The sequence below is a fragment of the Niallia sp. FSL W8-0954 genome (genome assembly GCF_038005605.1).
GTDB classification, from domain to species: Bacteria; Bacillota; Bacilli; order Bacillales; family Cytobacillaceae; genus Niallia; species Niallia circulans_A.
In genome coordinates, this window is sequence record NZ_JBBOTN010000001.1 from 12501 (window position 1) to 35000 (window position 22500).

Annotated in this window: 19 protein-coding genes, 2 tRNA genes, 2 rRNA genes, 1 other RNA gene, 1 riboswitch and 1 other annotated feature (1 of these 26 cut by a window edge); of the genes, 19 read left to right on the plus strand and 5 right to left on the minus strand. The window is 38.7% G+C overall.

The window, feature by feature from the left end; translation table 11 throughout:
- The first annotated feature begins 26 nt into the window (after positions 1-26).
- From NX902_RS00055 to rrf, 3 genes are all read left to right on the plus strand, one after another.
- Positions 27-102 (plus strand) — tRNA-Ala (locus tag NX902_RS00055).
- A gap of 263 nt (positions 103-365) precedes the next feature.
- Positions 366-3301, plus strand: a 23S ribosomal RNA gene (locus NX902_RS00060).
- 136 nt (positions 3302-3437) lie between these two features.
- Positions 3438-3554, plus strand: a 5S ribosomal RNA gene (rrf, locus tag NX902_RS00065).
- A 100-nt stretch (positions 3555-3654) separates the two neighbouring features.
- On the opposite strand, the gene NX902_RS00070 is transcribed toward rrf, so the two are convergent.
- Positions 3655-4617, minus strand: coding sequence for a YaaC family protein (locus NX902_RS00070; protein ID WP_095334344.1), 963 nt, complete (start codon positions 4615-4617; stop codon positions 3655-3657).
- A gap of 113 nt (positions 4618-4730) precedes the next feature.
- Here NX902_RS00070 and guaB point away from each other — a divergent pair, with 113 nt between their 5' ends.
- The 6 genes from guaB (at position 4731) to NX902_RS00100 (ending at position 11288) form a co-directional block, all read left to right on the plus strand.
- A complete protein-coding gene (gene guaB / locus NX902_RS00075) occupies positions 4731-6197 on the plus strand; it encodes an IMP dehydrogenase (protein ID WP_095334345.1) in 1467 nt (488 codons plus the stop codon).
- A 172-nt stretch (positions 6198-6369) separates the two neighbouring features.
- On the plus strand, positions 6370-7701 hold the full coding sequence (locus NX902_RS00080) for a D-alanyl-D-alanine carboxypeptidase family protein (protein WP_095334346.1): 1332 nt from the start codon (positions 6370-6372) through the stop codon (positions 7699-7701).
- Between the two features lie 192 nt (positions 7702-7893).
- On the plus strand, positions 7894-8775 hold the full coding sequence (pdxS, locus tag NX902_RS00085; RefSeq protein WP_123258654.1) for a pyridoxal 5'-phosphate synthase lyase subunit PdxS: 882 nt from the start codon (positions 7894-7896) through the stop codon (positions 8773-8775).
- Position 8776: 1 nt separating this feature from the next.
- Positions 8777-9382, plus strand: a complete 606-nt coding sequence (gene pdxT / locus NX902_RS00090) for a pyridoxal 5'-phosphate synthase glutaminase subunit PdxT (protein WP_095334348.1) — start codon at positions 8777-8779, stop codon at positions 9380-9382.
- 51 nt (positions 9383-9433) lie between these two features.
- Positions 9434-9659, plus strand: a binding site (T-box leader).
- A 93-nt stretch (positions 9660-9752) separates the two neighbouring features.
- A complete protein-coding gene (serS, locus tag NX902_RS00095) occupies positions 9753-11033 on the plus strand; it encodes a serine--tRNA ligase (protein WP_095334349.1) in 1281 nt (426 codons plus the stop codon).
- 162 nt (positions 11034-11195) lie between these two features.
- Positions 11196-11288, plus strand: a tRNA-Ser gene (locus NX902_RS00100).
- Positions 11289-11495: 207 nt separating this feature from the next.
- Here the strand turns inward: NX902_RS00100 and NX902_RS00105 are convergent.
- Together NX902_RS00105 and NX902_RS00110 are read right to left on the minus strand one after the other, a co-directional pair.
- Positions 11496-12167: a deoxynucleoside kinase gene (locus tag NX902_RS00105; protein WP_061801295.1), complete on the minus strand. Its 672-nt coding sequence runs from the start codon at positions 12165-12167 to the stop codon at positions 11496-11498.
- Positions 12145-12804 carry a deoxynucleoside kinase gene (locus tag NX902_RS00110; protein WP_095334350.1) on the minus strand — a complete coding sequence of 220 codons (660 nt, stop codon included), beginning with the start codon at positions 12802-12804 and terminating at the stop codon, positions 12145-12147. The genes NX902_RS00105 and NX902_RS00110 overlap by 23 nt, the downstream gene beginning before the upstream one ends.
- Positions 12805-13086: 282 nt before the next feature.
- A riboswitch (TPP riboswitch) is annotated at positions 13087-13196 on the plus strand.
- 131 nt (positions 13197-13327) lie between these two features.
- Between NX902_RS00110 and NX902_RS00115 the strand changes: the two genes are divergently transcribed.
- Genes NX902_RS00115 through NX902_RS00135 form a run of 5 tightly spaced genes read left to right on the plus strand, consistent with a single transcriptional unit; the run spans position 13328 to position 17022 of the window.
- Positions 13328-13942 carry a thiamine phosphate synthase gene (locus NX902_RS00115; protein ID WP_095334351.1) on the plus strand — a complete coding sequence of 205 codons (615 nt, stop codon included), beginning with the start codon at positions 13328-13330 and terminating at the stop codon, positions 13940-13942.
- The gene (gene thiO / locus NX902_RS00120) at positions 13923-15029 is read left to right on the plus strand and encodes a glycine oxidase ThiO (RefSeq protein ID WP_095334352.1); all 1107 of its coding nucleotides are present in this window, start codon (positions 13923-13925) and stop codon (positions 15027-15029) included. Before NX902_RS00115 ends, thiO begins: the two co-directional genes overlap by 20 nt.
- 15 nt (positions 15030-15044) lie before the next feature.
- A complete protein-coding gene (gene thiS, locus NX902_RS00125; RefSeq protein WP_095334353.1) occupies positions 15045-15248 on the plus strand; it encodes a sulfur carrier protein ThiS in 204 nt (67 codons plus the stop codon).
- Entirely contained in the window at positions 15245-16018 is a 774-nt protein-coding gene (locus tag NX902_RS00130) for a thiazole synthase (protein ID WP_095334354.1), read from the plus strand. Before thiS ends, NX902_RS00130 begins: the two co-directional genes overlap by 4 nt.
- The gene (locus NX902_RS00135; RefSeq protein WP_095334355.1) at positions 16015-17022 is read left to right on the plus strand and encodes a ThiF family adenylyltransferase; all 1008 of its coding nucleotides are present in this window, start codon (positions 16015-16017) and stop codon (positions 17020-17022) included. Before NX902_RS00130 ends, NX902_RS00135 begins: the two co-directional genes overlap by 4 nt.
- Positions 17023-17148: 126 nt before the next feature.
- Here NX902_RS00135 and NX902_RS00140 read toward each other — a convergent pair whose 3' ends face one another.
- Positions 17149-18435, minus strand: coding sequence for a glycosyl hydrolase family 18 protein (locus NX902_RS00140; protein ID WP_095334356.1), 1287 nt, complete (start codon positions 18433-18435; stop codon positions 17149-17151).
- Between the two features lie 34 nt (positions 18436-18469).
- Positions 18470-19033, minus strand: coding sequence for an isochorismatase family cysteine hydrolase (locus tag NX902_RS00145; RefSeq protein ID WP_095334357.1), 564 nt, complete (start codon positions 19031-19033; stop codon positions 18470-18472).
- Between the two features lie 171 nt (positions 19034-19204).
- On the opposite strand from NX902_RS00145, the gene tadA reads away from it, so the two are divergent.
- The 5 genes from tadA to recR all read left to right on the plus strand — a co-directional run.
- Positions 19205-19717, plus strand: a complete 513-nt coding sequence (tadA, locus tag NX902_RS00150; protein ID WP_095334358.1) for a tRNA adenosine(34) deaminase TadA — start codon at positions 19205-19207, stop codon at positions 19715-19717.
- A gap of 85 nt (positions 19718-19802) precedes the next feature.
- Positions 19803-20067: signal recognition particle sRNA large type (ffs, locus tag NX902_RS00155), an RNA gene on the plus strand.
- A gap of 208 nt (positions 20068-20275) precedes the next feature.
- Positions 20276-21982 carry a DNA polymerase III subunit gamma/tau gene (gene dnaX, locus NX902_RS00160; protein ID WP_095334359.1) on the plus strand — a complete coding sequence of 569 codons (1707 nt, stop codon included), beginning with the start codon at positions 20276-20278 and terminating at the stop codon, positions 21980-21982.
- Positions 21983-22060: 78 nt separating this feature from the next.
- Positions 22061-22381, plus strand: a complete 321-nt coding sequence (locus tag NX902_RS00165) for a YbaB/EbfC family nucleoid-associated protein (RefSeq protein ID WP_047944843.1) — start codon at positions 22061-22063, stop codon at positions 22379-22381.
- 11 nt (positions 22382-22392) lie between these two features.
- Positions 22393-22500, plus strand: the beginning of a protein-coding gene (gene recR, locus NX902_RS00170; protein ID WP_016205308.1) for a recombination mediator RecR. 489 nt of this gene lie beyond the right edge of the window; 108 of the gene's 597 nt are visible here — the first part of the coding sequence; it begins with the start codon at positions 22393-22395; the stop codon falls past the right edge of the window.

Genomic DNA, 22500 nt, shown 5'->3' on the forward strand with positions numbered 1-22500 from the left:
TTTTTTTAAAACCATATACCATTTTTGGGGCTTTAGCTCAGCTGGGAGAGCGCCTGCCTTGCACGCAGGAGGTCAGCGGTTCGATCCCGCTAAGCTCCACCAAAATTGTTCTTTGAAAACTAAATCATTTAATAGAAGTAACCAAGATAAACCGAGTAATCGCCATCTTAGATTCTCTATTTTAGAGAATTACTTCTTTGAAAAGTAGTCGTATTAAACGAATACTCCTTCAAAGATTGGAGAGCAAAGAGAAGCAAGTAGATCAAGGAAGCGACCGAACGAGCACCGGAGCGTACGACAGTACCTGAGGAGCAGAGTGAAGAAGCTTGACGAAGAGATACGCCGCTTATCTTTGGTCGAAACTAAGTTAAGTTAGAAAGGGCGCACGGTGGATGCCTTGGCACTAGGAGCCGATGAAGGACGGGATTAACACCGATATGCTTTGGGGAGCTGTAAGTAAGCTTTGATCCAGAGATTTCCGAATGGGGAAACCCTCTATCCGTAATGGGATAGAATCTTTACCTGAATACATAGGGTACTGAAGGCAGACCCGGGGAACTGAAACATCTAAGTACCCGGAGGAAGAGAAAGCAAACGCGATTCCCTGAGTAGCGGCGAGCGAAACGGGATTAGCCCAAACCAAGAGGCTTGCCTCTTGGGGTTGTAGGACACTCTATATGGAGTTACAAAGGAACGGGGTAGACGAATCGATCTGGAAAGGTCAGTCGTAGAAGGTAAAAACCCTGTAGTCGAAACTTCGTTCCCTCTTGAGTGTATCCTGAGTACGGCGGGACACGAGAAATCCCGTCGGAAGCAGGGAGGACCATCTCCCAAGGCTAAATACTCCCTAGTGACCGATAGTGAACCAGTACCGTGAGGGAAAGGTGAAAAGCACCCCGGAAGGGGAGTGAAATAGATCCTGAAACCGTGTGCCTACAAGTAGTTAGAGCCCTTTTATGGGTGATAGCGTGCCTTTTGTAGAATGAACCGGCGAGTTACGATTACATGCGAGGTTAAGTTGAAGAGACGGAGCCGCAGCGAAAGCGAGTCTGAATAGGGCGAAATAGTATGTGGTTGTAGACCCGAAACCAGGTGATCTACCCATGTCCAGGGTGAAGTCCAGGTAACACTGGATGGAGGCCCGAACCCACGCACGTTGAAAAGTGCGGGGATGAGGTGTGGGTAGCGGAGAAATTCCAATCGAACTTGGAGATAGCTGGTTCTCTCCGAAATAGCTTTAGGGCTAGCCTCAAGATTTAGAGTATTGGAGGTAGAGCACTGTTTGGACTAGGGGCCCCCATCGGGTTACCGAATTCAGACAAACTCCGAATGCCAAATACTTATTCTTGGGAGTCAGACTACGAGTGATAAGATCCGTGGTCAAGAGGGAAACAGCCCAGACCACCAGCTAAGGTCCCAAAGTATACGTTAAGTGGAAAAGGATGTGGAGTTGCTTAGACAACCAGGATGTTGGCTTAGAAGCAGCCACCATTTAAAGAGTGCGTAATAGCTCACTGGTCGAGTGACTCTGCGCCGAAAATGTACCGGGGCTAAACGTATCACCGAAGCTGTGGATTGACATCTTTGATGTCAGTGGTAGGAGAGCGTTCTAAGGGCGTTGAAGCTAGACCGTAAGGACTGGTGGAGCGCTTAGAAGTGAGAATGCCGGTATGAGTAGCGAAAGATGAGTGAGAATCTCATCCACCGAATGCCTAAGGTTTCCTGAGGAAGGCTCGTCCGCTCAGGGTTAGTCGGGACCTAAGCCGAGGCTGAAAAGCGTAGGCGATGGACAACAGGTTGATATTCCTGTACCACCTTTAAATCGTTTGAGCAATGGGGGGACGCAGGAGGATAGGGTAAGCGTGCTGTTGGATTAGCACGTCCAAGCAGTTAGGCTGGTAATGAGGCAAATCCCATTACCACATAAGCGGAGCTGTGACGGCGAGGGAAATATAGTACCGAAGTTCCTGATTCCACACTGCCAAGAAAAGCCTCTAGCGAGATTTAGGGTGCCCGTACCGCAAACCGACACAGGTAGGCGAGGAGAGAATCCTAAGGTGAGCGAGAGAACTCTCGTTAAGGAACTCGGCAAAATGACCCCGTAACTTCGGGAGAAGGGGTGCTCTTGCGGGTGCAAGCCTGCGAGAGCCGCAGTGAATAGGCCCAGGCGACTGTTTAGCAAAAACACAGGTCTCTGCGAAGCCGCAAGGCGAAGTATAGGGGCTGACACCTGCCCGGTGCTGGAAGGTTAAGAGGAGGGGTTAGCACGTTAGTGCGAAGCTCTGAATTGAAGCCCCAGTAAACGGCGGCCGTAACTATAACGGTCCTAAGGTAGCGAAATTCCTTGTCGGGTAAGTTCCGACCCGCACGAAAGGTGTAACGATCTGGGCACTGTCTCAACGAGAGACTCGGTGAAATTATAGTACCTGTGAAGATGCAGGTTACCCGCGACAGGACGGAAAGACCCCGTGGAGCTTTACTGCAGCCTGATATTGAATTTTGGTACAGCTTGTACAGGATAGGTAGGAGCCTTGGAAGCCGGAGCGCTAGCTTCGGTGGAGGCATTGGTGGGATACTACCCTGGCTGTATTGACATTCTAACCCGCACCCCTGATCGGGGTGGGAGACAGTGTCAGGTGGGCAGTTTGACTGGGGCGGTCGCCTCCTAAAAAGTAACGGAGGCGCCCAAAGGTTCCCTCAGAATGGTTGGAAATCATTCGTAGAGTGTAAAGGCACAAGGGAGCTTGACTGCGAGACCTACAAGTCGAGCAGGGACGAAAGTCGGGCTTAGTGATCCGGTGGTTCCGCATGGAAGGGCCATCGCTCAACGGATAAAAGCTACCCCGGGGATAACAGGCTTATCTCCCCCAAGAGTCCACATCGACGGGGAGGTTTGGCACCTCGATGTCGGCTCATCGCATCCTGGGGCTGTAGTCGGTCCCAAGGGTTGGGCTGTTCGCCCATTAAAGCGGTACGCGAGCTGGGTTCAGAACGTCGTGAGACAGTTCGGTCCCTATCCGTCGTGGGCGTAGGAAATTTGAGAGGAGCTGTCCTTAGTACGAGAGGACCGGGATGGACGCACCGCTGGTGTACCAGTTGTCTTGCCAAAGGCATCGCTGGGTAGCTATGTGCGGAAGGGATAAGTGCTGAAAGCATCTAAGCATGAAGCCCCCCTCAAGATGAGATTTCCCATAGCGTAAGCTAGTAAGATCCCTGAAAGATGATCAGGTTGATAGGTCAGAGGTGGAAGCGTGGCGACATGTGGAGCTGACTGATACTAATAGATCGAGGACTTAACTAAAATGAAAAGCGGAAACGCCTGTTTATCGGAAGTTTGATAGGCGATAGGCGTTGGAGCTGGACAAAATGATTACTTGGCAAATTGGAATACTTCTAAATGATTTAGTTTTGAGAGAATAATTCTCTAAATAAATAAGTCTGGTGGCGATAGCGAGAAGGTCACACCCGTTCCCATACCGAACACGGAAGTTAAGCTTCTCAGCGCCGATGGTAGTTGGGGGTTCTCCCCCTGTGAGAGTAGGACGTCGCCAGGCAATAAGGAAAAAAGCATCTATTCGTTAGATGCTTTTTTTATTTAAAATAAAAATCGCCTTTTAATGAGCAAATATGTCTTGGGCAGAAATGTTGTAAATCTTAACTTATGGCTAGATTCTCTAAAAATTGATAAATTAATTCAGGACCTTTTTCTGAGGAAACTTGTAAAAAAGATTCTATAAAGGGATAGTCTTTATTTGGCATCGTCTTTAATAGTTCACTCCACCATTCAATTTCATACCGCGCAATCATACTAAGGTTATATAGGATTAAATAATGGCTTAATAATTCATTGGATAAACAAGTTTTTTCTTTATCAGCAGAAACGGCATAAGATTCTTCTTTACTATCCCATTTAATAAAACTTCCTTGCTTGAGCGGTTCTAACAGGCGAATGGTCAACTCGCTTTTATTCTCTTCTATTTCCTCTAATTGTATACTATGATTCCTTTCTAAGTAATTTTTAAAGTGATTTATGTTCATATAGTATAAATCTAATATTTGATTCGAAATAATAATTTTATTAGCTGCTTGATCATGTACTTTAAAAAAGGTTGGTTTTCCTTCTAATACTTGAAATAAGTTAGATAATTCCGGGATATGACTTAAAAGATGTCCCATTTTTATTTTTTCCCCTTCTAAATTTTTGCAGGCAAACATTTTTTCAGCCATATAAGTGAAAAGTCCATTTTTTTGAATCTTTACTTCATCTTCGAAAAATAAATACTGTTGTTTTTTTAGTTTTCTTGTTGAAACTCCGTGTGCAAGAACAGAGGTGGAGTTTGGATAATTAGGATCGATCGTAAGCAAACATGCTTTTATTAAATGAACAAGACCATAAAATAAAAGAATGGGCTGAATACTCATTGGAGCATTTGCAGCTTGGTGATAATACAATTTGCCATGTTCTAAAAAGTACATAAAGGGATAACAATTCTGATAACTTTTAGAGTCTATATCAGATATATGTAAATTGCGATAGCATTTTTTTAGAAAATCTTGGGTATATTCCGCTGAAAAAAAACAACTATATGAGCTCCATCCTTTATAGAATTTGGACATTTGTTAGCCTCCTTGAATTTTTTGAAAAGTTAAACATATTAAACTGACCTTGACAGTATTTTGTCCAATTGATAACCTACTAATAATATTTTTAACAATATGGAGGCGTTAAAATGTGGGAAAGTAAATTTGCTAAAGAAGGATTAACGTTTGATGATGTGCTTTTAATTCCAGCTAAATCAGAAGTTTTGCCTCGTGATGTAAGCTTAAAAGTACAATTAGCGAAAAATTTAAATTTAAACATTCCGCTAATTAGTGCAGGAATGGATACTGTAACAGAAGCAGAAATGGCTATTGCTATTGCTAGACAAGGTGGATTAGGTATTATTCATAAAAATATGTCCATCGAGCAACAGGCTGAGCAAGTAGATAAAGTAAAACGCTCAGAAAGTGGTGTAATCACAGATCCTTTCTTTTTAACTCCTGAACACCAAGTATTTGATGCAGAGCATCTAATGGGTAAATATAGAATCTCCGGTGTGCCAATTGTTAATAACAACGAAGAGCAAAAACTAGTAGGTATTCTTACTAACCGTGACCTTCGCTTTATTGAAGACTTTTCCATTAAAATTTCGGATGTTATGACGAAAGAAAATTTAGTAACGGCTCCTGTAGGAACTACGTTAGAGGAAGCAGAAAAAATCTTACAACGATACAAGATTGAAAAATTACCTTTAATCGATGAAGAGGGTGTATTAAAGGGATTAATCACCATTAAAGATATAGAAAAAGTAATTGAATTTCCGCATTCAGCAAAAGATTCTCAAGGAAGATTATTAGTTGGGGCTGCAGTTGGTGTAACAAACGATGCATTAAAACGGGTTGAACTGCTTGTTAAATCTAATGTCGATGTAGTTGTCATTGATACTGCTCATGGCCATTCACAAGGTGTGCTAGAGGGTGTCAGAGATATTAGGAATGCATACCCTGATTTAACTATTATTGCTGGTAATGTAGCTACAGCAGAAGGAACACGAGCTTTAATCGAAGCTGGAGCAGACATTGTGAAAGTAGGAATTGGACCTGGTTCCATTTGTACAACACGTGTAGTTGCTGGTGTAGGTGTTCCTCAAATTACAGCAGTTTATGACTGTGCTACCGAGGCAAGAAAGCATGGTAAATCAATTATTGCAGATGGAGGAATTAAATACTCTGGTGATATTGTAAAAGCTTTGGCTGCAGGTGGACATGCGGTGATGTTAGGTAGTTTACTTGCAGGTGTTTCTGAAAGCCCTGGGGAAACAGAGATTTTCCAAGGCAGAAGATTTAAAGTATATAGAGGAATGGGCTCTGTTGCTGCAATGGAAAAGGGATCAAAGGATCGCTATTTCCAAGAAGATAATAAAAAGTTTGTTCCGGAAGGAATTGAGGGCAGACTTCCTTATAAAGGACCACTTTCCGATACTATTTACCAATTAGTAGGCGGTATCCGTTCAGGTATGGGATATTGTGGAACAAAAGATTTATATGAATTAAGAGAAAATGCACAATTTGTAAAAATGACAGGTGCTGGCTTAAGAGAAAGTCATCCACATGATGTTCAAATTACAAAAGAAGCACCAAACTATTCCCTTTCATAAACAAAGCTAGTGCCATATTAGTTTATGGAAAGTTTCCTTAATTTACTTTAGACAGTGAATGATGTCACTGTCTATTTTTTTTATTTTTTTTATGTTAAACTGTACAAGGGAAATTATTAACTTAAAAAATAAAGATAGATTAATAGATAAAATAGTTTTGGAGGTTTTAATATTGAAACAAGTAAAAAAGTGGACGGTGTCATTCATCATTGCTGTACTATTCTTAAGTACACTATCAACGGTTCTACCCTATCAAGCAAATGCTGCTGAAAAGGACGAACTAGGATTAAATGCAGGAGCAGCTATACTGGTAGATGCTAATACCGGGGAAATATTATATGAAAAAAATACAGATGAACTCCTTGGAGTTGCCTCCATGTCAAAAATGATGACAGAATATATTGTTCTGGAATCGATAAAGAACGGGAAAATTTCTTGGGATCAAAAGGTAAAAATAAATAATTATATTCACAGATTATCTGGAGCTCCGGAGTTATCCAATGTAGGGTTAACTGAAGGAGAAGAGTATACAGTTAAAGAATTGTATGAAGCAATGGCAATCCATTCAGGAAATGCAGCTACTGTTGCATTGGCAGAATTAATTGCTGGTACAGAGAAAAATTATATTAGTGTAATGAATAAAAAAGCCGAGGAATTAGGATTAAAAGATTTCGAATTTGTTAACTCTTCCGGTTTAAATAACAGTGATTTATTGGGGAATATCCCAGCTGGAACTGAAAAAGATGAAAACAAAATGTCAGCTAAGGCTGTTGCCAAGCTAGCATATCGTTTAATCAATGATTTTCCAGAAATACTAGAAACATCTGGTATGCCGAGCTTAAAGTTTAGAGATGGAAGAGAATATAAAAACTTTAACTGGTTAATTCCTTCTCTAATTTATGGATATGAGGGTGTAGATGGATTAAAAACAGGTTCTACTGATTATGCTAAATTTAATGTTACCGCTACTGCAAAAAAAGGGGATCATCGATATATCGTCGTTATTATGAAAAGTGAAACAAAGAATTCTCGTTTTGCAGAAGCAAGAAAAGTTTTAGACTTTGCTTTTAATAATTTTTCTACTGAAGAGGTACTTCCAGCAAATTACGTAGATGCAAAAAATAAAACGATTGATGTTATAAAAGGAAAAGAAGATAAAGTAAGCATTGGAACAAAAGATGCCGTTAACTTAGTAATCAAAAACAATGAGAAAGAAAACTATGTTGCCAAGGTTGTATTAGATGAGAAGAAATTAAATAAAGATGGCGAACTAACAGCTCCAATTAAAAAAGGAGATAAGGTTGGCTATGTAACAGTGCAAACGAAAGACGGAAAAGATGTGCCATTCCTAACAAATGACGGAAAAGAGAAAGCACAAGTAGATTTAGTGGCAAACGAAACAGTTGAAAAGGCAAATTGGTTTGTTTTGGCAATGCGTGGAATTGGTTCATTCTTCGCGAATGTATGGGGAAGTGTTTCTGATACAGTAAAAGGCTGGTTTTAATTAAAAACGATTTAAATAGCCAAGAACAATAATTAACTAGATAAATCGCATACATTATGGAAATTGAAAGAAAAAGAGCTTCTGTATTGACAGAAGCTCTTTTTTATTGTTTATTTTCAGTAGGGAATAATAATTTTATTCGAAAGATTAAGATAATTAAAATTGAAAAAGATACTTTACAGGGGGCAAACAATGAAAACTGGGACTGATAGAGTAAAACGTGGAATGGCTGAAATGCAAAAAGGCGGAGTAATCATGGATGTTATCAACGCAGAACAGGCCAAGATTGCAGAGGAAGCAGGGGCGGTAGCTGTTATGGCTCTTGAACGTGTTCCTTCCGATATTCGTGCAGCTGGCGGAGTTGCTAGAATGGCTGATCCTACAATTGTAGAGGAAGTAATGAATGCTGTAACAATCCCTGTAATGGCAAAGGCACGTATTGGTCATATTGTCGAAGCAAGAGTGCTTGAAGCTATGGGTGTGGATTATATTGATGAGAGTGAAGTTCTAACTCCAGCAGATGAAGAGTTTCATTTAAATAAAAATGAATATACTGTTCCATTTGTATGTGGTTGTCGTGACCTTGGAGAAGCAGCAAGACGTATCGGCGAAGGTGCTTCTATGCTTCGTACAAAAGGGGAACCAGGAACGGGAAATATTGTGGAAGCAGTCCGTCACATTAGAAAAGTAAATGCGCAAGTCCGTAAAGTTGCTTACATGAATGAAGATGAATTAATGACAGAAGCTAAGATCTTAGGAGCTCCATATGAGCTTCTTTTAGAAATTAAGAGACTAGGTCGCCTGCCGGTTGTCAACTTCGCTGCTGGTGGTGTTGCAACGCCTGCTGATGCAGCTTTAATGATGCAATTAGGTGCCGATGGTGTATTTGTCGGTTCTGGTATTTTTAAATCAGATAATCCTGCAAAATTTGCTAGAGCAATAGTAGAAGCCACTACTCATTATCAAGATTATGAGTTGATTGCGGAAATTTCTAAAAACCTTGGAACAGCAATGAAAGGAATTGAAATATCTAGTTTAGCACCAGAAGCTCGTATGCAAGAGCGTGGTTGGTAAGATGAGCGCAACGGTAAATATAAAAATAGGGGTCCTTGGTTTACAAGGTGCAGTTAGAGAACATGTTAATGCAATTGAAGCAAATAATGCAGAAGCGATTGTCGTAAAGAAAGTAGAACAATTGGATGACATAGACGGTCTTATTATCCCTGGTGGAGAAAGTACAACCATGCGACGACTGATTGATAAATATGAATTTATGGAGGCGCTGCAGGCATTTGCTAAGACAGGGAAACCAATGTTTGGGACATGCGCAGGGTTAATCTTATTAGCAAACTCCATTAAAGGCTATGATAAGCCTCATATTGGTGTAATGGATGTACAAGTGGAGCGTAATTCCTTTGGGAGACAAAAGGAGAGCTTTGAGGCCAACCTAGATATTGCTGGGGTCGCGGAGGATTTTACTGCTGTATTTATCCGAGCACCACATATTGTTAGTGTTGGTGAAAATGTTGAGGTTTTAGCTAAACATAATGATCGTATTGTAGCAGCACGGGAAGCTCAGTTCTTGGGATGTTCTTTCCATCCTGAGTTAACGGAGGATCATCGCTTAACTGGTTATTTTATTAAAATGGCGATAGAAGCGAAGCAACACTTATTTGCATAAGCTGTTGAATTTCGGAAATAATTATAGTAAGATAAATGCAACTAATATATGGAATCTACTATGATAGGAAATAGTAACAGGTTACTTATTCTTTAAAGAGAGCCGATGGTTGGTGCGAATCGGTGAATAAAGCCTGCGAATCCATCCTAGAGTAAAAACAAGGAACGCATATGCTGCAAGTAATTGTTTTCGGCTAAAAACCGTTATGATCTTTAAGGTGAAAAGCAGTTTTATGCTTTTAACTAGGGTGGCAACGCGGGTAACTCTCGTCCCTTTTGGGGATGGGAGTTTTTTATTTGCAAAAAAGATTAAGGTCACAGGGTGTGTAACAGTAGATTGCATGTAGAAATAAAACATAGGAGGAATAGTAATGTTAGATATCAAATTTGTTCGTGCTAATTTTGATTTTGTAAAAAGTCAGTTACAGCATCGAGGAGAAGACTTATCAGAGCTTGATAATTTTGAAGCATTGGATGTAAGAAGAAGAGAGTTAATCGTTGAAACAGAGCAGCTGAAAAGTAAACGAAATGAGGTTTCTCAGCAAGTTGCTGTATTAAAGAGAGAGAAAAAAGATGCAGAAGCTCTTATCAGTGAAATGAGAGAAGTTGGTGAAAAAATTAAAGAATATGATAACGAGCTCCGCGATGTAGAAGAAAGATTACAAACAATCATGCTTGGTATTCCAAATCTCCCTCATGAAAGTGTTCCAGTAGGAGATACGGAAGATGATAATGTTGAAATTAGAAAATGGGGCGAAATTAGAAAATTTGATTTTGAACCAAAGCCTCACTGGGATGTTGCAACAGATTTAGATTTACTTGATTTTGAACGAGCAGCGAAGGTGACAGGAAGCCGCTTTGTATTTTATAAAGGATTAGGGGCAAAACTAGAAAGAGCGTTATTTAATTTCATGCTTGATTTGCATACAGAGGAACATGGCTATAAAGAAATTATCCCCCCATTCTTAGTAAATAGAGCTAGCTTAACAGGAACTGGCCAATTACCTAAGTTTGAGGAAGATGCTTTCTTAATAGAAAAAGAAGATTATTTCTTAATTCCAACTTCTGAAGTACCAGTAACGAACTTGCATAGAGATGAAATACTGGATGGGGATCAATTACCAATCAAGTATGCTGCATTTAGTGCAAACTTCCGTTCAGAAGCAGGATCTGCTGGAAGAGATACTAGGGGATTAATTAGACAGCATCAATTTAATAAAGTTGAGCTAGTTAAATTTGTTAAGCCAGAGGATTCTTATGAAGAGTTAGAATCTTTAACAAAAAATGCCGAAAAGGTATTACAGCTTCTAGGTTTACCATACCGTGTATTGAGCATGTGTACAGGTGATTTAGGGTTTACAGCCGCCAAGAAATATGATGTAGAGGTATGGATTCCAAGCTACAATATGTACCGTGAAATTTCTTCTTGCAGTAATTTTGAAGCATTTCAAGCAAGAAGAGCTAATATTCGTTTCCGTAGAGAGCCTAAAGGAAAACCGGAGCATGTGCATACATTAAACGGATCTGGTCTTGCTATCGGAAGAACAGTTGCTGCGATTTTAGAGAATTATCAGCAAGCTGACGGCAGTGTGGTAATTCCTGAAGTACTACGACCATATATGAGAAATAGAGAAGTAATTGCCCCTGAATAATAGGGCAAACAGTTAAAAAGGGTTGACCTCTTTAGAGGGATTGTATATTCTTTGGAGGTCAACTATTTTTCCTAGCTCCTTTATTAGAAAAATAAAAAATAAAAAAATGAAAAATATAGTTGACTTATGAAATAATAGATGATATATTATTATTTGTCTGATGGAGGAATACCCAAGTCCGGCTGAAGGGATCGGTCTTGAAAACCGACAGGCGGGTCAAACCGCGCAGGGGTTCGAATCCCCTTTCCTCCTCCATGATTTTATATTTTACATTGCGCATAATATTTGGAGATATATGTGACCTGCTACTACGGTAGCAGGTTTTTTATGTTTTATAAGCTTTTTTTATAAAGTTAGTAAAATCATTGAATGAATAAATAAAAAGGATTTTCCTTTGTTTTCCCTTACAGCCAGGCTTTCTAGTGAATGTCTGGCTGTAAAAGGAAAACGTGGAAAGTCCTTCTACGCTTTTTTGCTATAGTTTTTATGTTGAAGAATAGTACCTATTTTTTCTATTATAGGTTCGATAGATTGGCTGCCAGCAATTGCATCATATTCGTTAATATTTAGACGAAGAACTGGACATGCGGAGAAAGAATCAATCCATTTCTCATATCTTCCATGCATCTCTTTCCAATAATCAATTGGCGTTTGCTTTTCCATTTCGCGGCCTCTTCGATCAATACGCTGTAAAATGTCCTCGAGAGAGCCTTCTAGGTATATTAAAAGGTCTGGATGGGGGAAGTAAGGAGTCATAACCATCGCTTCAAAAAGACTCGTATATGTTTCGTAATCTACTTCCGACATGGTTCCTTTTTCGTAATGCATTCTTGCAAATATACCGGTATCCTCATAAATGGAACGATCTTGAATAAATCCGCCGCCATACTCAAAGATTCTCTTTTGTTCTTTAAATCGTTCTGCTAAAAAATATACTTGCAGATGAAAACTCCAGCGGCTGAAATCGTGATAAAATTTATCAAGATATGGGTTTGTGTCGACTTTCTCAAAGGAAGTCCGAAATTGCAAGGCATCTGCTAATGCATTTGTTAAGGTAGATTTTCCTACGCCAACTGTCCCAGCAATTGTAATAACAGAATTACTCGGAATATTATATTTTGTTCGTAGATTCATGATTAAAGGCTCCTATATTTAAAGTTTCTTTTATTGCGTCTATAATTTTTACTAAGTCTTGTTTGTTTTGAATAAAATCCAATGTATCTCCATTGAAATCTAATACTGGGATCTGTGGGTTATTCTTTTTGAAGTCATTCATGACAACATCGTAATCAGATGCTAGTTGTTCTAGATAAAGAGGACTAATATTTTTTTCGATGTCTCTATCTCTCTTTTTGATTCGTGCCATAAGTGTATCTAAACTTGCATGTAAATAAATAATAATATTCGGCATCGGCAGGTCTTCTGTTAACACGTCATATATTCGAATATATTTGTCTAAATCACTATCCTGCAAGGATCTTTTTGCGAAAATGAGATTTTTTAATATATGATAATCTGCAACTACAGGTATGTTTTTATTTAAGTAATGGTCTCTTGTATCGTTTAATTGCTTAAATCGATTACATAAGAAAAACATTTCTGTTTGAAAACTCCATTCATCAATGTTTTCATAAAATTTTCCGAGAAAGGGATTTTCCTCTACAATCTCCTTAAGAAGTTCGTATTGAAAATACTCTGAGAGCAATTTAGCTAAAGAAGTTTTTCCCACTCCGATAGGTCCTTCTACTGTAATAAAAGGGATACTATTCACACTTGTCCCTCCAGTTCTTTTATTTTGAGAAGCGAACTTTTTTAGGCTGCAAAAATAATGGCTATCATCCGACAACAGCTTTTCTAATGATTGCTTCTTTTAGTAGGTAATAAAAATAGTACAAGAGTCATTTTAACACATGGAAGAGAATGTGGACATATGCTTGTTTTTTCCTAAAAAAAATATTTTAGATTTTAGGCGAACTTTAAAAGTGGAAAAATTGAGAATTTTATTATTGCTAAATTATCAGTCTATGGTATTATATGGGTAAAGTTTATAATTGAATCACACTAGGGGATCCCTTGATAAGGGCTGAGAATAAAGTAGTTACTTTTAAACCCTTAAAACCTGAACAGGTTCGTACCTGCGTAGGAAAGTGGATACCTTTAAATATGTGTGCCTAATGGTCTTTTTTCATTAGGTGTAATTTATTAACCACTTTCTGCTTGGGAAAGTGGTTTTTTGTGTTTTCTTTTTAAAATTTAATATTTAAATGCTGAATTAATAGTTGGGAGATGATGAAATGAAGATAATGGCTGTAACAGATAATAAACATTCCTTTGAAAGACTCTCCTCCATATTATTAGAAATTCACCCATATGTGGATTATGTGCAAATTAGAGAGAAAGCAAAAAGCCCAAAAGAAATTTATTTACTTGGTGAGAGGCTGCTTAAGGAAGGGGTACCGGCTCAGAAAATAATCATAAATGACCGCCTAGACGTTGCAGCATTGCTCTCTTTAAGACATGTGCATTTACCAGGCAATGGATTACCTATTCAACCAGTAAAAAATATTTATCCAACATTATCTATAGGTGTATCTGTTCATAGTCAACAGGAAGCAATCATAGCAGAAAATGCTCGGGCTGATTATGTGATATATGGCCATTGTTTTCCGACTGACAGTAAAAAAGGAAAGATACCTATCGCGTTGCCATCGATCACTGATATAAAGAGAGATCTAACTATTCCTATTTATGCTATAGGTGGAATAACTGAAGAACGAGTCGGTAAATTAGCAAGTTTAGGTGTAGATGGAGTAGCGATTATGTCTGCTATATTTTCAGCGTCTCAGCCATTAAAAGCAGTACAACGACTAAGGGAAAGATGTGAAGAGTGTGGAATCCAAAAAATTTGATGTCGTTATTGTAGGTGGAGGAATTATTGGTAGTTCTATTGCTTACTATTTAGCAAAAGAAAACAGGAAGGTCGCCATATTAGAAGCAAATACAATAGGTGGGAAATCAACAAGCGCAGCAGCTGGGATGCTTGGCGCTCACTCTGAATATAAAGAGTTTAAGCAACTTTATCCATTTGCAAGAAGTAGTCAGCTTTTATATAAGGAGCTTTATGAGGAGATAAGGGAGCTTACTGCTATTGATTTTGAGAAAAGAAATGGCGGTTTATTAAAGCTTGCTTATTCAGAGGAAGAAAAAGGGGAACTAGAACCTATTTTGGCCCTATCATCCGTGGAATGGCTGGATGCTGAACTAGCAAGGAAAATGGTTCCCCAGCTTTCTAGCGCTATCTTCGGAGCAGCATTTTTGAAAGAGGATGTACATATCACCCCATTGATAGCATGTAATGGTTTAAGTAAAGGAGCGCAGCTATTCGGAGCAGAAGTTTATGAATATACCCGTGTATTAGGAGTCAAAAAGAAAGGGATAGATTATGTCATAAAAACGTCGCAAGGTGCTTTTTTCGCAGAAAATGTAGTCATTGCAAGTGGAGTATGGAGCAATTACTTCTTTCAGCAATTAGGGTTATCACACGAAATTACCCCGGTTAAGGGAGAATGTGTATCTGTAGAAAATGAAGGATTTCCCTTGCAATATTCCGTATTTCATAATCAATTTTACATTGTACCAAGAAATAATCAGGAGTTCATTATTGGAGCAACGAAAAAATGGAATGAATGGAGTGAGGAACCTTCCCTTGATGGGATAGAGGAAGTTATACAAAAAGCAAAGGAAATGATACCAGAAGTTGGAAGGATGAAGTGGAAGAGAGCGTGGGCTGGCCTAAGACCACAAACGTATGATGGTTATCCATTTATAGGTGAGCATCCAGAAATGAAAGGCTTGTATTTTGCAACTGGACACCAAAGAAATGGAATTCTTTTAGCTCCTATAACAGGAAAGATGATTAGAGATTTAATATTGGGTATGCCTGTAAAAAGCGAATGGCTAGATGCCTTTAAAGTTGAGCGACGTATTTTAGTCTGATGGGGAGGGGAGTAATTGAATATACAATTGAATGGTAAGGAACAACAGCTGCCTAAAGAGGTTGTTACGGTAGAGGATCTCCTACACTTTTTTGAATTAAATAATCGTATTGTCATAGTAGAAATAAATCGGGATATTTTGCAAAAAGAACAGTACCAAACACATGTATTAAAAGAAAGCGATAGAGTAGAACTAATTCACTTTGTTGGAGGAGGATGAAAATGTTAACAATAGCAAATCGTACCTTTCGGTCTCGTTTGTTACTTGGGACAGGAAAATACCCATCATTTGAAATACAAAAAAAAGCGGTAGAAGTATCAGAAAGTGAGATTCTAACCTTTGCGGTACGCAGGATGAATATATTTGAAAAATCACAGCCTAATTTCTTGGAACAGCTGGATTTAAAGCGTTATACTCTCCTTCCGAATACTGCGGGAGCGAAGACTGCAGAAGAAGCGGTAAGAATTGCTAAACTCGCAAAGGCATCTGGACTATGTGACATGATTAAAGTAGAAGTAATCGGTTGTGATAAGTCGCTGCTGCCGGATCCGATAGAAACTTTGAGGGCATCTGAACAATTATTAGAAGAGGGATTCATTGTGTTGCCTTATACCTCTGATGATGTTGTGCTGGCAAAACGGTTAGAACAGTTAGGTGTACATGCTATTATGCCAGGTGCTTCCCCCATTGGGTCAGGAAAAGGAATTATCAATCCGCTACATTTACAATTTATTATCGAGCAAAGTAATGTACCTGTTATTGTGGATGCAGGAATTGGCTCGCCAAAGGACACAGCATATGCAATGGAACTTGGCGCAGATGGGGTACTTTTAAATACAGCGGTTTCTAATGCATCTGATCCAGTTAAAATGGCTCAGGCGATGAAATTAGCTATAGAAGCTGGAAGATTGGGGTATGAAGCAGGGAGAATAATCGAGAAGAATTATGGTGTTGCAAGTAGTCCGATTGCGGGGATGATTCCATCTTGACTAGTCGTTTTTTAAAGCAGGAATTATTTATTGGTAAAGAGGGACAAAGAAATATTGAAGCTAGTCATGCTGTTATTTTAGGGGCAGGAGCCTTAGGATCAGCTAGTTCTGAGATGCTGGTAAGAGCAGGAATAGGAAGACTGACTATTATCGATCGTGATTACGTAGAAGAGAGCAATTTGCAAAGGCAACAGCTCTATACGGAAGAGGATGCAGCCGATAAACTCCCTAAAGCTGTTGCGGCAAAAAGGAGATTAAAGGATATTAGCAGTCATACGCTTATAGAGGCAGTGGTGGAGGATATAAACTGTCATACAATCGAAAAATTTATAGAGGGTGCTTCTATTCTAATAGATGGTACCGATAATTTTGAAACAAGATTAGTCATAAATGATGCTGCGATTAAGCTGAAAATACCATTTCTTTTTGGGGCATGTGTAGGAAGCTATGGGCTTTCCTATCCAGTCGCAGGGGAGAATGCGCCATGTCTTCATTGTTTAATTGAACAGCTCCCTTCCCAGGAAATAACCTGTGATACCGCAGGGGTTATCAGTCCTATTGTTCAGTGGGTTGCTGCTATGCAAGTATCGCAAGCCATACAAATTCTTTCTGGTGAAAAGTTATTGCCGGTACTACGTTCTTTTGATATTTGGAAAATGGAATATGCGGAAATGAATGTCGAAAAGCTAAAAAAATTTGAGTGTCCTACATGCGGAGGAAGAGCAGATTTTCCGTATTTGTCTTTTCAAAATCAAACAAAAGCAGCGGTGTTATGTGGGAGAGATGCTGTTCATATTCGCCCTGCTACGTCAAAGAGATTGGATCTTTATGTGCTTTCAAAGCAATGGAAGGCCCTTGTTCAAAACTTAATTGCCAATCCTTATTTAGTGTCTTTTCAATATGATGATTATCGGGTGATTCTTTTTGAAGATGGGCGTGCGATCATTCATGGAACATCAGAGATAAGTGTAGCAAAATCCATTTATGCGAGATTGATTGGATAGGGTTAAAAAAGGAAAGAGCTATTTGATAAGATCTTTCCTTTTTTTATCAATATACTGCAATTAGTCTACTTGGTGTTACAGGTGTTGAGCCGAATCATACAGGTTTTTTAAGTGAAAATAAGTTGACTATGTTCTTTTTGTTATGTGAAAATTATCGGCAAGTAAAAGCCAGTTTTGGGGAAAGGCTAAACCTAATTTCCAATAACTAATTCCTCTTAAATCCAACTCTTTGATTAAATTGAATTTTGCTTGAATAGAACGAGCATCCTCAAACCACACTTCATGCAGCCTGCCTTCACTGTCTGTGTATTTAAAATAGGGAGCCTGTGCTTTTTGATCATATAGTATCTCCGCATTATAATCAGCTGCAAGTTGAATGGCTGCTTGAGGGCTAAGTGCTTTTGCTACTGTTCCTTCGACAAAGGGAAGGGTCCAATCATAACCATATAAATTTTGCCCCATCATAATTTTAGAGGGAGGCATCTCCGTGATGGCATATTCTAAAACATCTCTAACTGGACCAATAGGAGAAACAGCCATAGCGGGCCCCCCGCTATACCCCCATTCATAAGTCATGATAACGACAAAATCGACAATTTCTCCGTGTGCTCTGTAATCATGTGCTTCATACCATTTTCCTTTTTGAGTAGCGCTAGTTTTTGGAGCTAAAGCAGTAGATATTAGCCAACCCTCTTGGGAAAAACGATTTTTCGCTCTACGGAGAAAACGATTATAGGCTTCCCGATCCTCCGGGCGTAAATATTCAAAATCAAAATGGATATCCTGAAATCCATATTTCTTTGCGGTCGTCACAATATTATGGAGGAAGTTATTTTGAATGGTTTTCTCATTTAATAGGATTCGTCCGAGCTCATCACTGAATTGATCATTTTCTTGATTCGTAATAACCATCATAAGTACATTATTATTTCTCTGGGCAATTTCAGGGAAATTATTAAGAAGTGGTTCTTTTAAACCGCCATCTCGTAATGCTTGAAAACTAAACGGTGCAAGGTAGGTTAAATAAGGAGCTGCTTCTCGTGCACTTTCCTCAAGATTAGGTGCGACATATGTACCCCGTGGTTCTACATATGCGTTAGACTCGACCGGTCTTTGCGGCCTCTCGGGAATATATAAACGTAAACCAACTTGTAAAGGTTGGTTAACAGCAATAGAGTTGATAGAAGCTAATTGCTCATAATTCAACCTGAACCGTTGAGCAATAGACCAAAGCGTATCTCCAGATTGAACCCAATAAAAGCTACCGATAATAGGGATAACGAGTGCTTGCCCTATTACTAATCGGTCTGGATTTGGTAGATCATTCGCTTCTACTATATCATTAACCGTAGTACCGTATGCAGCTGCAATGCCTGTTAATGTTTGATTATTACGGACAACGTGAATTTGCATATTCTTCCCTCCTGACAGGATACATTATTACAGTTTATGAGGAAGAAAGAGCAGAAATGATTGTATTTTCATTGAATGTAAATATTTTTGCATTCATGACATTTTTCATCATGCGAATAGCATATTGATTATCTTCATTATCAACAGAAGCAATACAATTATCTGGAATAAGAAGCGGGTACTCTCGCATATAGGCATCATTAGCAGTAAATAAAACGCAAATATTTCCGGCAATTCCGGTAAGGATAAGGTTTTTAACCTGCAATTGATGAAGTAGGGTATATAAAGCTGTGCCATAAAAGGCAGAATGTCTTGGTTTGATTAAAAAATAGTCGGTATCATCTGGTCTGATTTTATCAATAATAGGTTCACTTTTTTCATTTCTACAATAATCAATTATTTTATTCAATTCAGCTTGCCATAGATTATAATGGTCGTTGATATAAATAATCGGTATTTTTTCTTTTTTGCATTGTTTTTTAAGCAGTTGAATATGCTCTGCAATTATTAATGTTTTTTCTGCTAAAATATTTCCATGCACAAAACGAAAGTCATTTATCATATCAATAATTAAGAGTGCTGTGTCAGATGATTCCATATGGTTCTCCTTTTCTATGTAAGATGGTAGAATAAAAAATTAGCTAGTGTGCTGGAAGATAAACTAACTTCCAGTATGGGTTAGTTGGAAAATAGAATTGATTTTCTTAGTTTAAGTAAAAGAAGGATTTTCATTACAAATTTTGTGTTTATATATAGGTGGGCTGTAATTATGGAAATAAACCAAGATCAATTATTTATGAAAATAGCTATAGAGGAAGCAAAGAAGGCTGCGGAAATAGGAGAAGTGCCGATTGGTGCAGTTGTTGCTTATAGAGGGGAAGTAATTGCTAGAGCACATAATTTAAGAGAAACAGACCAATCTGCCATTGCTCATGCTGAATTGCTTGCTATTGAGAAGGCGTGTGAAGTATTAGGAACATGGAGACTAGAGGAAGCCACGCTTTATGTTACGCTAGAGCCCTGTGCTATGTGTTCTGGAGCTATCCTGCTGTCACGAATTCCAAGGGTGGTTTATGGTGCAGCGGATCCAAAGGGAGGATGTGCTGGTACTTTTATGAATTTACTTCAAGATGACCGATTTAACCACCAAAGTGAAGTAATTACGGGTGTATTAGCAGAAGAGTGTGGACAGTTATTAACTTCTTTTTTTCGCGAAATAAGAAACCGAAGGAAGAAGAAAAAGGAACGGAAGACAAGTGTTTTGGATTCTTACAATAATTAACAAATGCTTTATGTTGATTTTTCCGTCCATTATCAGTATACTAAGAGTGTGTCTTAGGACACCTAATATTTCGGTATCAATTTTGTCGTGCTAAGCGGGGAGGTAGCGGTGCCCTGTACTCGCAATCCGCTCTAGCGAGGCTGAATTCCTTTCTGAGGCTGGTATCCTGTAGGGTCTGCCTTAAGTAAGTGGTGTTGACGTCCGGGTCCTGCGCAATGGGAATCCATGAACCATGTCAGGTCCGGAAGGAAGCAGCATTAAGTGGACACCCCCATGTGCCGCAGGGTTACCTGGACCGAGCTAACTACTTAAGTAACGCTTATGGGTGCCAGTCGATGAAAGGTGCACGGCAGTTATAATTATACATACAAAACTCATCCTATGTGGATGAGTTTTTTTGTAAGTTAAAGGGAATGGCTGCATTCCTTTTGTTTGGAAATAGTTATTCTCTTTTTCGAAGAGAATAACTATTTCCATGTCTTTATGTATGCTATTATGGATGTAAAAATATAAACGGATAAGCTATAATAAAAAAGAAAATAAAAAATGGAGGGTACTATGAACTATCAAGCTTTATATCGGGTTTGGCGTCCTCAACAGTTTATTGATGTAGTAGGGCAGGAACACGTAACAAAGACATTGCAAAATGCCCTTCTTCAACAAAAAATCTCTCATGCTTACCTGTTCTCTGGGCCGAGAGGGACAGGGAAAACAAGTGCAGCGAAAATATTAGCGAAAGCAGTTAACTGTGAGAGAGCACCAATTAGTGAACCTTGTAATGAATGTGATGCATGTAGAGGAATTACAGATGGTACTATCCCTGATGTAATTGAAATAGATGCTGCTTCCAATAATGGAGTAGAAGAAATAAGGGATATAAGAGATAAGGTGAAATTTGCTCCTAGCTCTGTACCTTACAAAGTATATATTATTGATGAAGTTCATATGCTGTCAATTGGAGCGTTTAATGCGCTTTTAAAAACATTGGAGGAACCCCCTAAACATGTAATCTTTATTTTAGCCACTACTGAGCCTCACAAAATTCCTTTAACCATTATTTCAAGATGTCAGCGGTTTGATTTTAGACGAATTACATCGCAAGCGATTGTCAATCGAATGAGATTGATTATGGATGAATCAGCGATCTCTTGTGAGGAAAAAGCATTACAAATGATTGCAAGAGCAGCAGATGGTGGAATGCGTGATGCTTTAAGTTTACTAGATCAAGCGATTTCTTATAGTAATGAAGTAGTTACGGTTGAAGATGCTTTGACAGTGACGGGTGCTGTTTCACAAAACTTTTTAAATACATTGTCGAGAGCTATTTTAGATGGAGATACGGTAAGAGGGCTCCAATCTTTAGATGAATTACTTCTTGCTGGGAAGGACTCTAATCGTTTTATTGAAGATTTCATCTTTTTCTATCGCGATATGCTACTTTATAAAACGGCTCCTAATTTAGAGGAATCCTTAGAAAGGGTTTTATTGGATGATGATTTTAAAGATCTTGCAGAAACACATACACATGAACAAATTTATGAGCTTATAAATTTGCTGAATAGAACACAGCAAGATATGCGCTGGACAAACCATCCGAGAATCTTTTTAGAAGTAGCCATTGTGAAATTATGTCAGTTGGAAGCACCAAACATATCTGGGCAATCTAATGTAAACATTCCAGAAATACAATCTTTGCTGAGTAAGGTATCTTCTTTAGAAGAAGAATTGGCGAATATTAAGCAAAAAGGTGTTACTGTAGTCGCAGAAACGCAGCCAACACAGAAAAAAACAAGAACAAATAGAAAAGGATTTCAAGCACCTTTAGGGAAAATAACAGAAACACTAAAAAATGCAACAAAGCAAGAATTGCAAAGTATAAAGAGTAATTGGGGAGCTATGCTGAATACTCTTGTGCAAAACCAAATGAGATCGCAAGCTGCATTGTTGAATGAAGCAGAACCAGTTGCTGCATCAACGGATTCCATTATTATTAAATTTAAATATGAAATCCACTGTCAAATGGCGTTAGATAATGTTAAATTTATAGAGACAATCACTAATTCTTTGTATCAACTCCTTGGAAAAAGGTATAATTTATTAGGAGTCCCTGAAGAGCAATGGCTCAACATTAGAGAAGAATTTCTCAATAGCTCCCAGCACCTAGAAGCTTCTGAAGAAGGAGACGGTGAAGAGCGGCAAGATAACCCCGTTGTATCAGAAGCGATAAAATTATTTGGTGAAGAATTATTAGAAGTGAAGGATTAATTTCGAACCTATTGGTTATATATGTAAGTAATCTATTATGTAAAAACCAATGGAAACTATAAATTGGAGGTAGTATATATGCGTGGAATGGGAAATATGCAAAATATGATGAAACAAATGCAAAAGATGCAAAAGAAAATGGCAGAGGCGCAAGAACAGCTTGGTGAAGAAAAGATTGAAGGAACAGCAGGCGGCGGAATGGTAACTGTTGTTGTATCTGGTCATAAAGAAATTATTGATGTGATTATTAAGGAAGAGGTTGTAGATCCAGAAGATGTAGAAATGTTGCAAGATTTAGTTTTAGCAGCAACAAATGATGCTTTGAAAAAAGCGGATGAATTAACAAATTCTACAATGGGTCAGTTTACAAAAGGATTAAACCTTCCTGGAATGTTTTAAGGGGGGAGATTATGCACTATCCTGAACCTATATCAAAGCTAATTGACAGCTTTATGAAATTGCCAGGCATTGGGCCTAAAACGGCCTCTAGACTGGCTTTTTTTGTATTAAATATGAAG

Bases quoted from the DNA above. Each gene is read 5' to 3' on its own strand.
- guaB (WP_095334345.1), top strand. From the start codon at position 4,731: ATGTGGGAAAGTAAATTTGCTAAAGAAGGATTAACGTTTGATGATGTG.
- NX902_RS00115 (WP_095334351.1), top strand. From the start codon at position 13,328: ATGAAGATAATGGCTGTAACAGATAATAAACATTCCTTTGAAAGACTC.
- NX902_RS00070 (WP_095334344.1), bottom strand. From the start codon at position 4,617: ATGTCCAAATTCTATAAAGGATGGAGCTCATATAGTTGTTTTTTTTCA.
- pdxT (WP_095334348.1), top strand. From the start codon at position 8,777: ATGAGCGCAACGGTAAATATAAAAATAGGGGTCCTTGGTTTACAAGGT.
- NX902_RS00140 (WP_095334356.1), bottom strand. From the start codon at position 18,435: ATGCAAATTCACGTTGTCCGTAATAATCAAACATTAACAGGCATTGCA.
- pdxS (WP_123258654.1), top strand. From the start codon at position 7,894: ATGAAAACTGGGACTGATAGAGTAAAACGTGGAATGGCTGAAATGCAA.
- tadA (WP_095334358.1), top strand. From the start codon at position 19,205: ATGGAAATAAACCAAGATCAATTATTTATGAAAATAGCTATAGAGGAA.
- NX902_RS00130 (WP_095334354.1), top strand. From the start codon at position 15,245: ATGAAAATGTTAACAATAGCAAATCGTACCTTTCGGTCTCGTTTGTTA.
- NX902_RS00105 (WP_061801295.1), bottom strand. From the start codon at position 12,167: ATGAATCTACGAACAAAATATAATATTCCGAGTAATTCTGTTATTACA.
- serS (WP_095334349.1), top strand. From the start codon at position 9,753: ATGTTAGATATCAAATTTGTTCGTGCTAATTTTGATTTTGTAAAAAGT.
- NX902_RS00165 (WP_047944843.1), top strand. From the start codon at position 22,061: ATGCGTGGAATGGGAAATATGCAAAATATGATGAAACAAATGCAAAAG.
- NX902_RS00145 (WP_095334357.1), bottom strand. From the start codon at position 19,033: ATGGAATCATCTGACACAGCACTCTTAATTATTGATATGATAAATGAC.
- dnaX (WP_095334359.1), top strand. From the start codon at position 20,276: ATGAACTATCAAGCTTTATATCGGGTTTGGCGTCCTCAACAGTTTATT.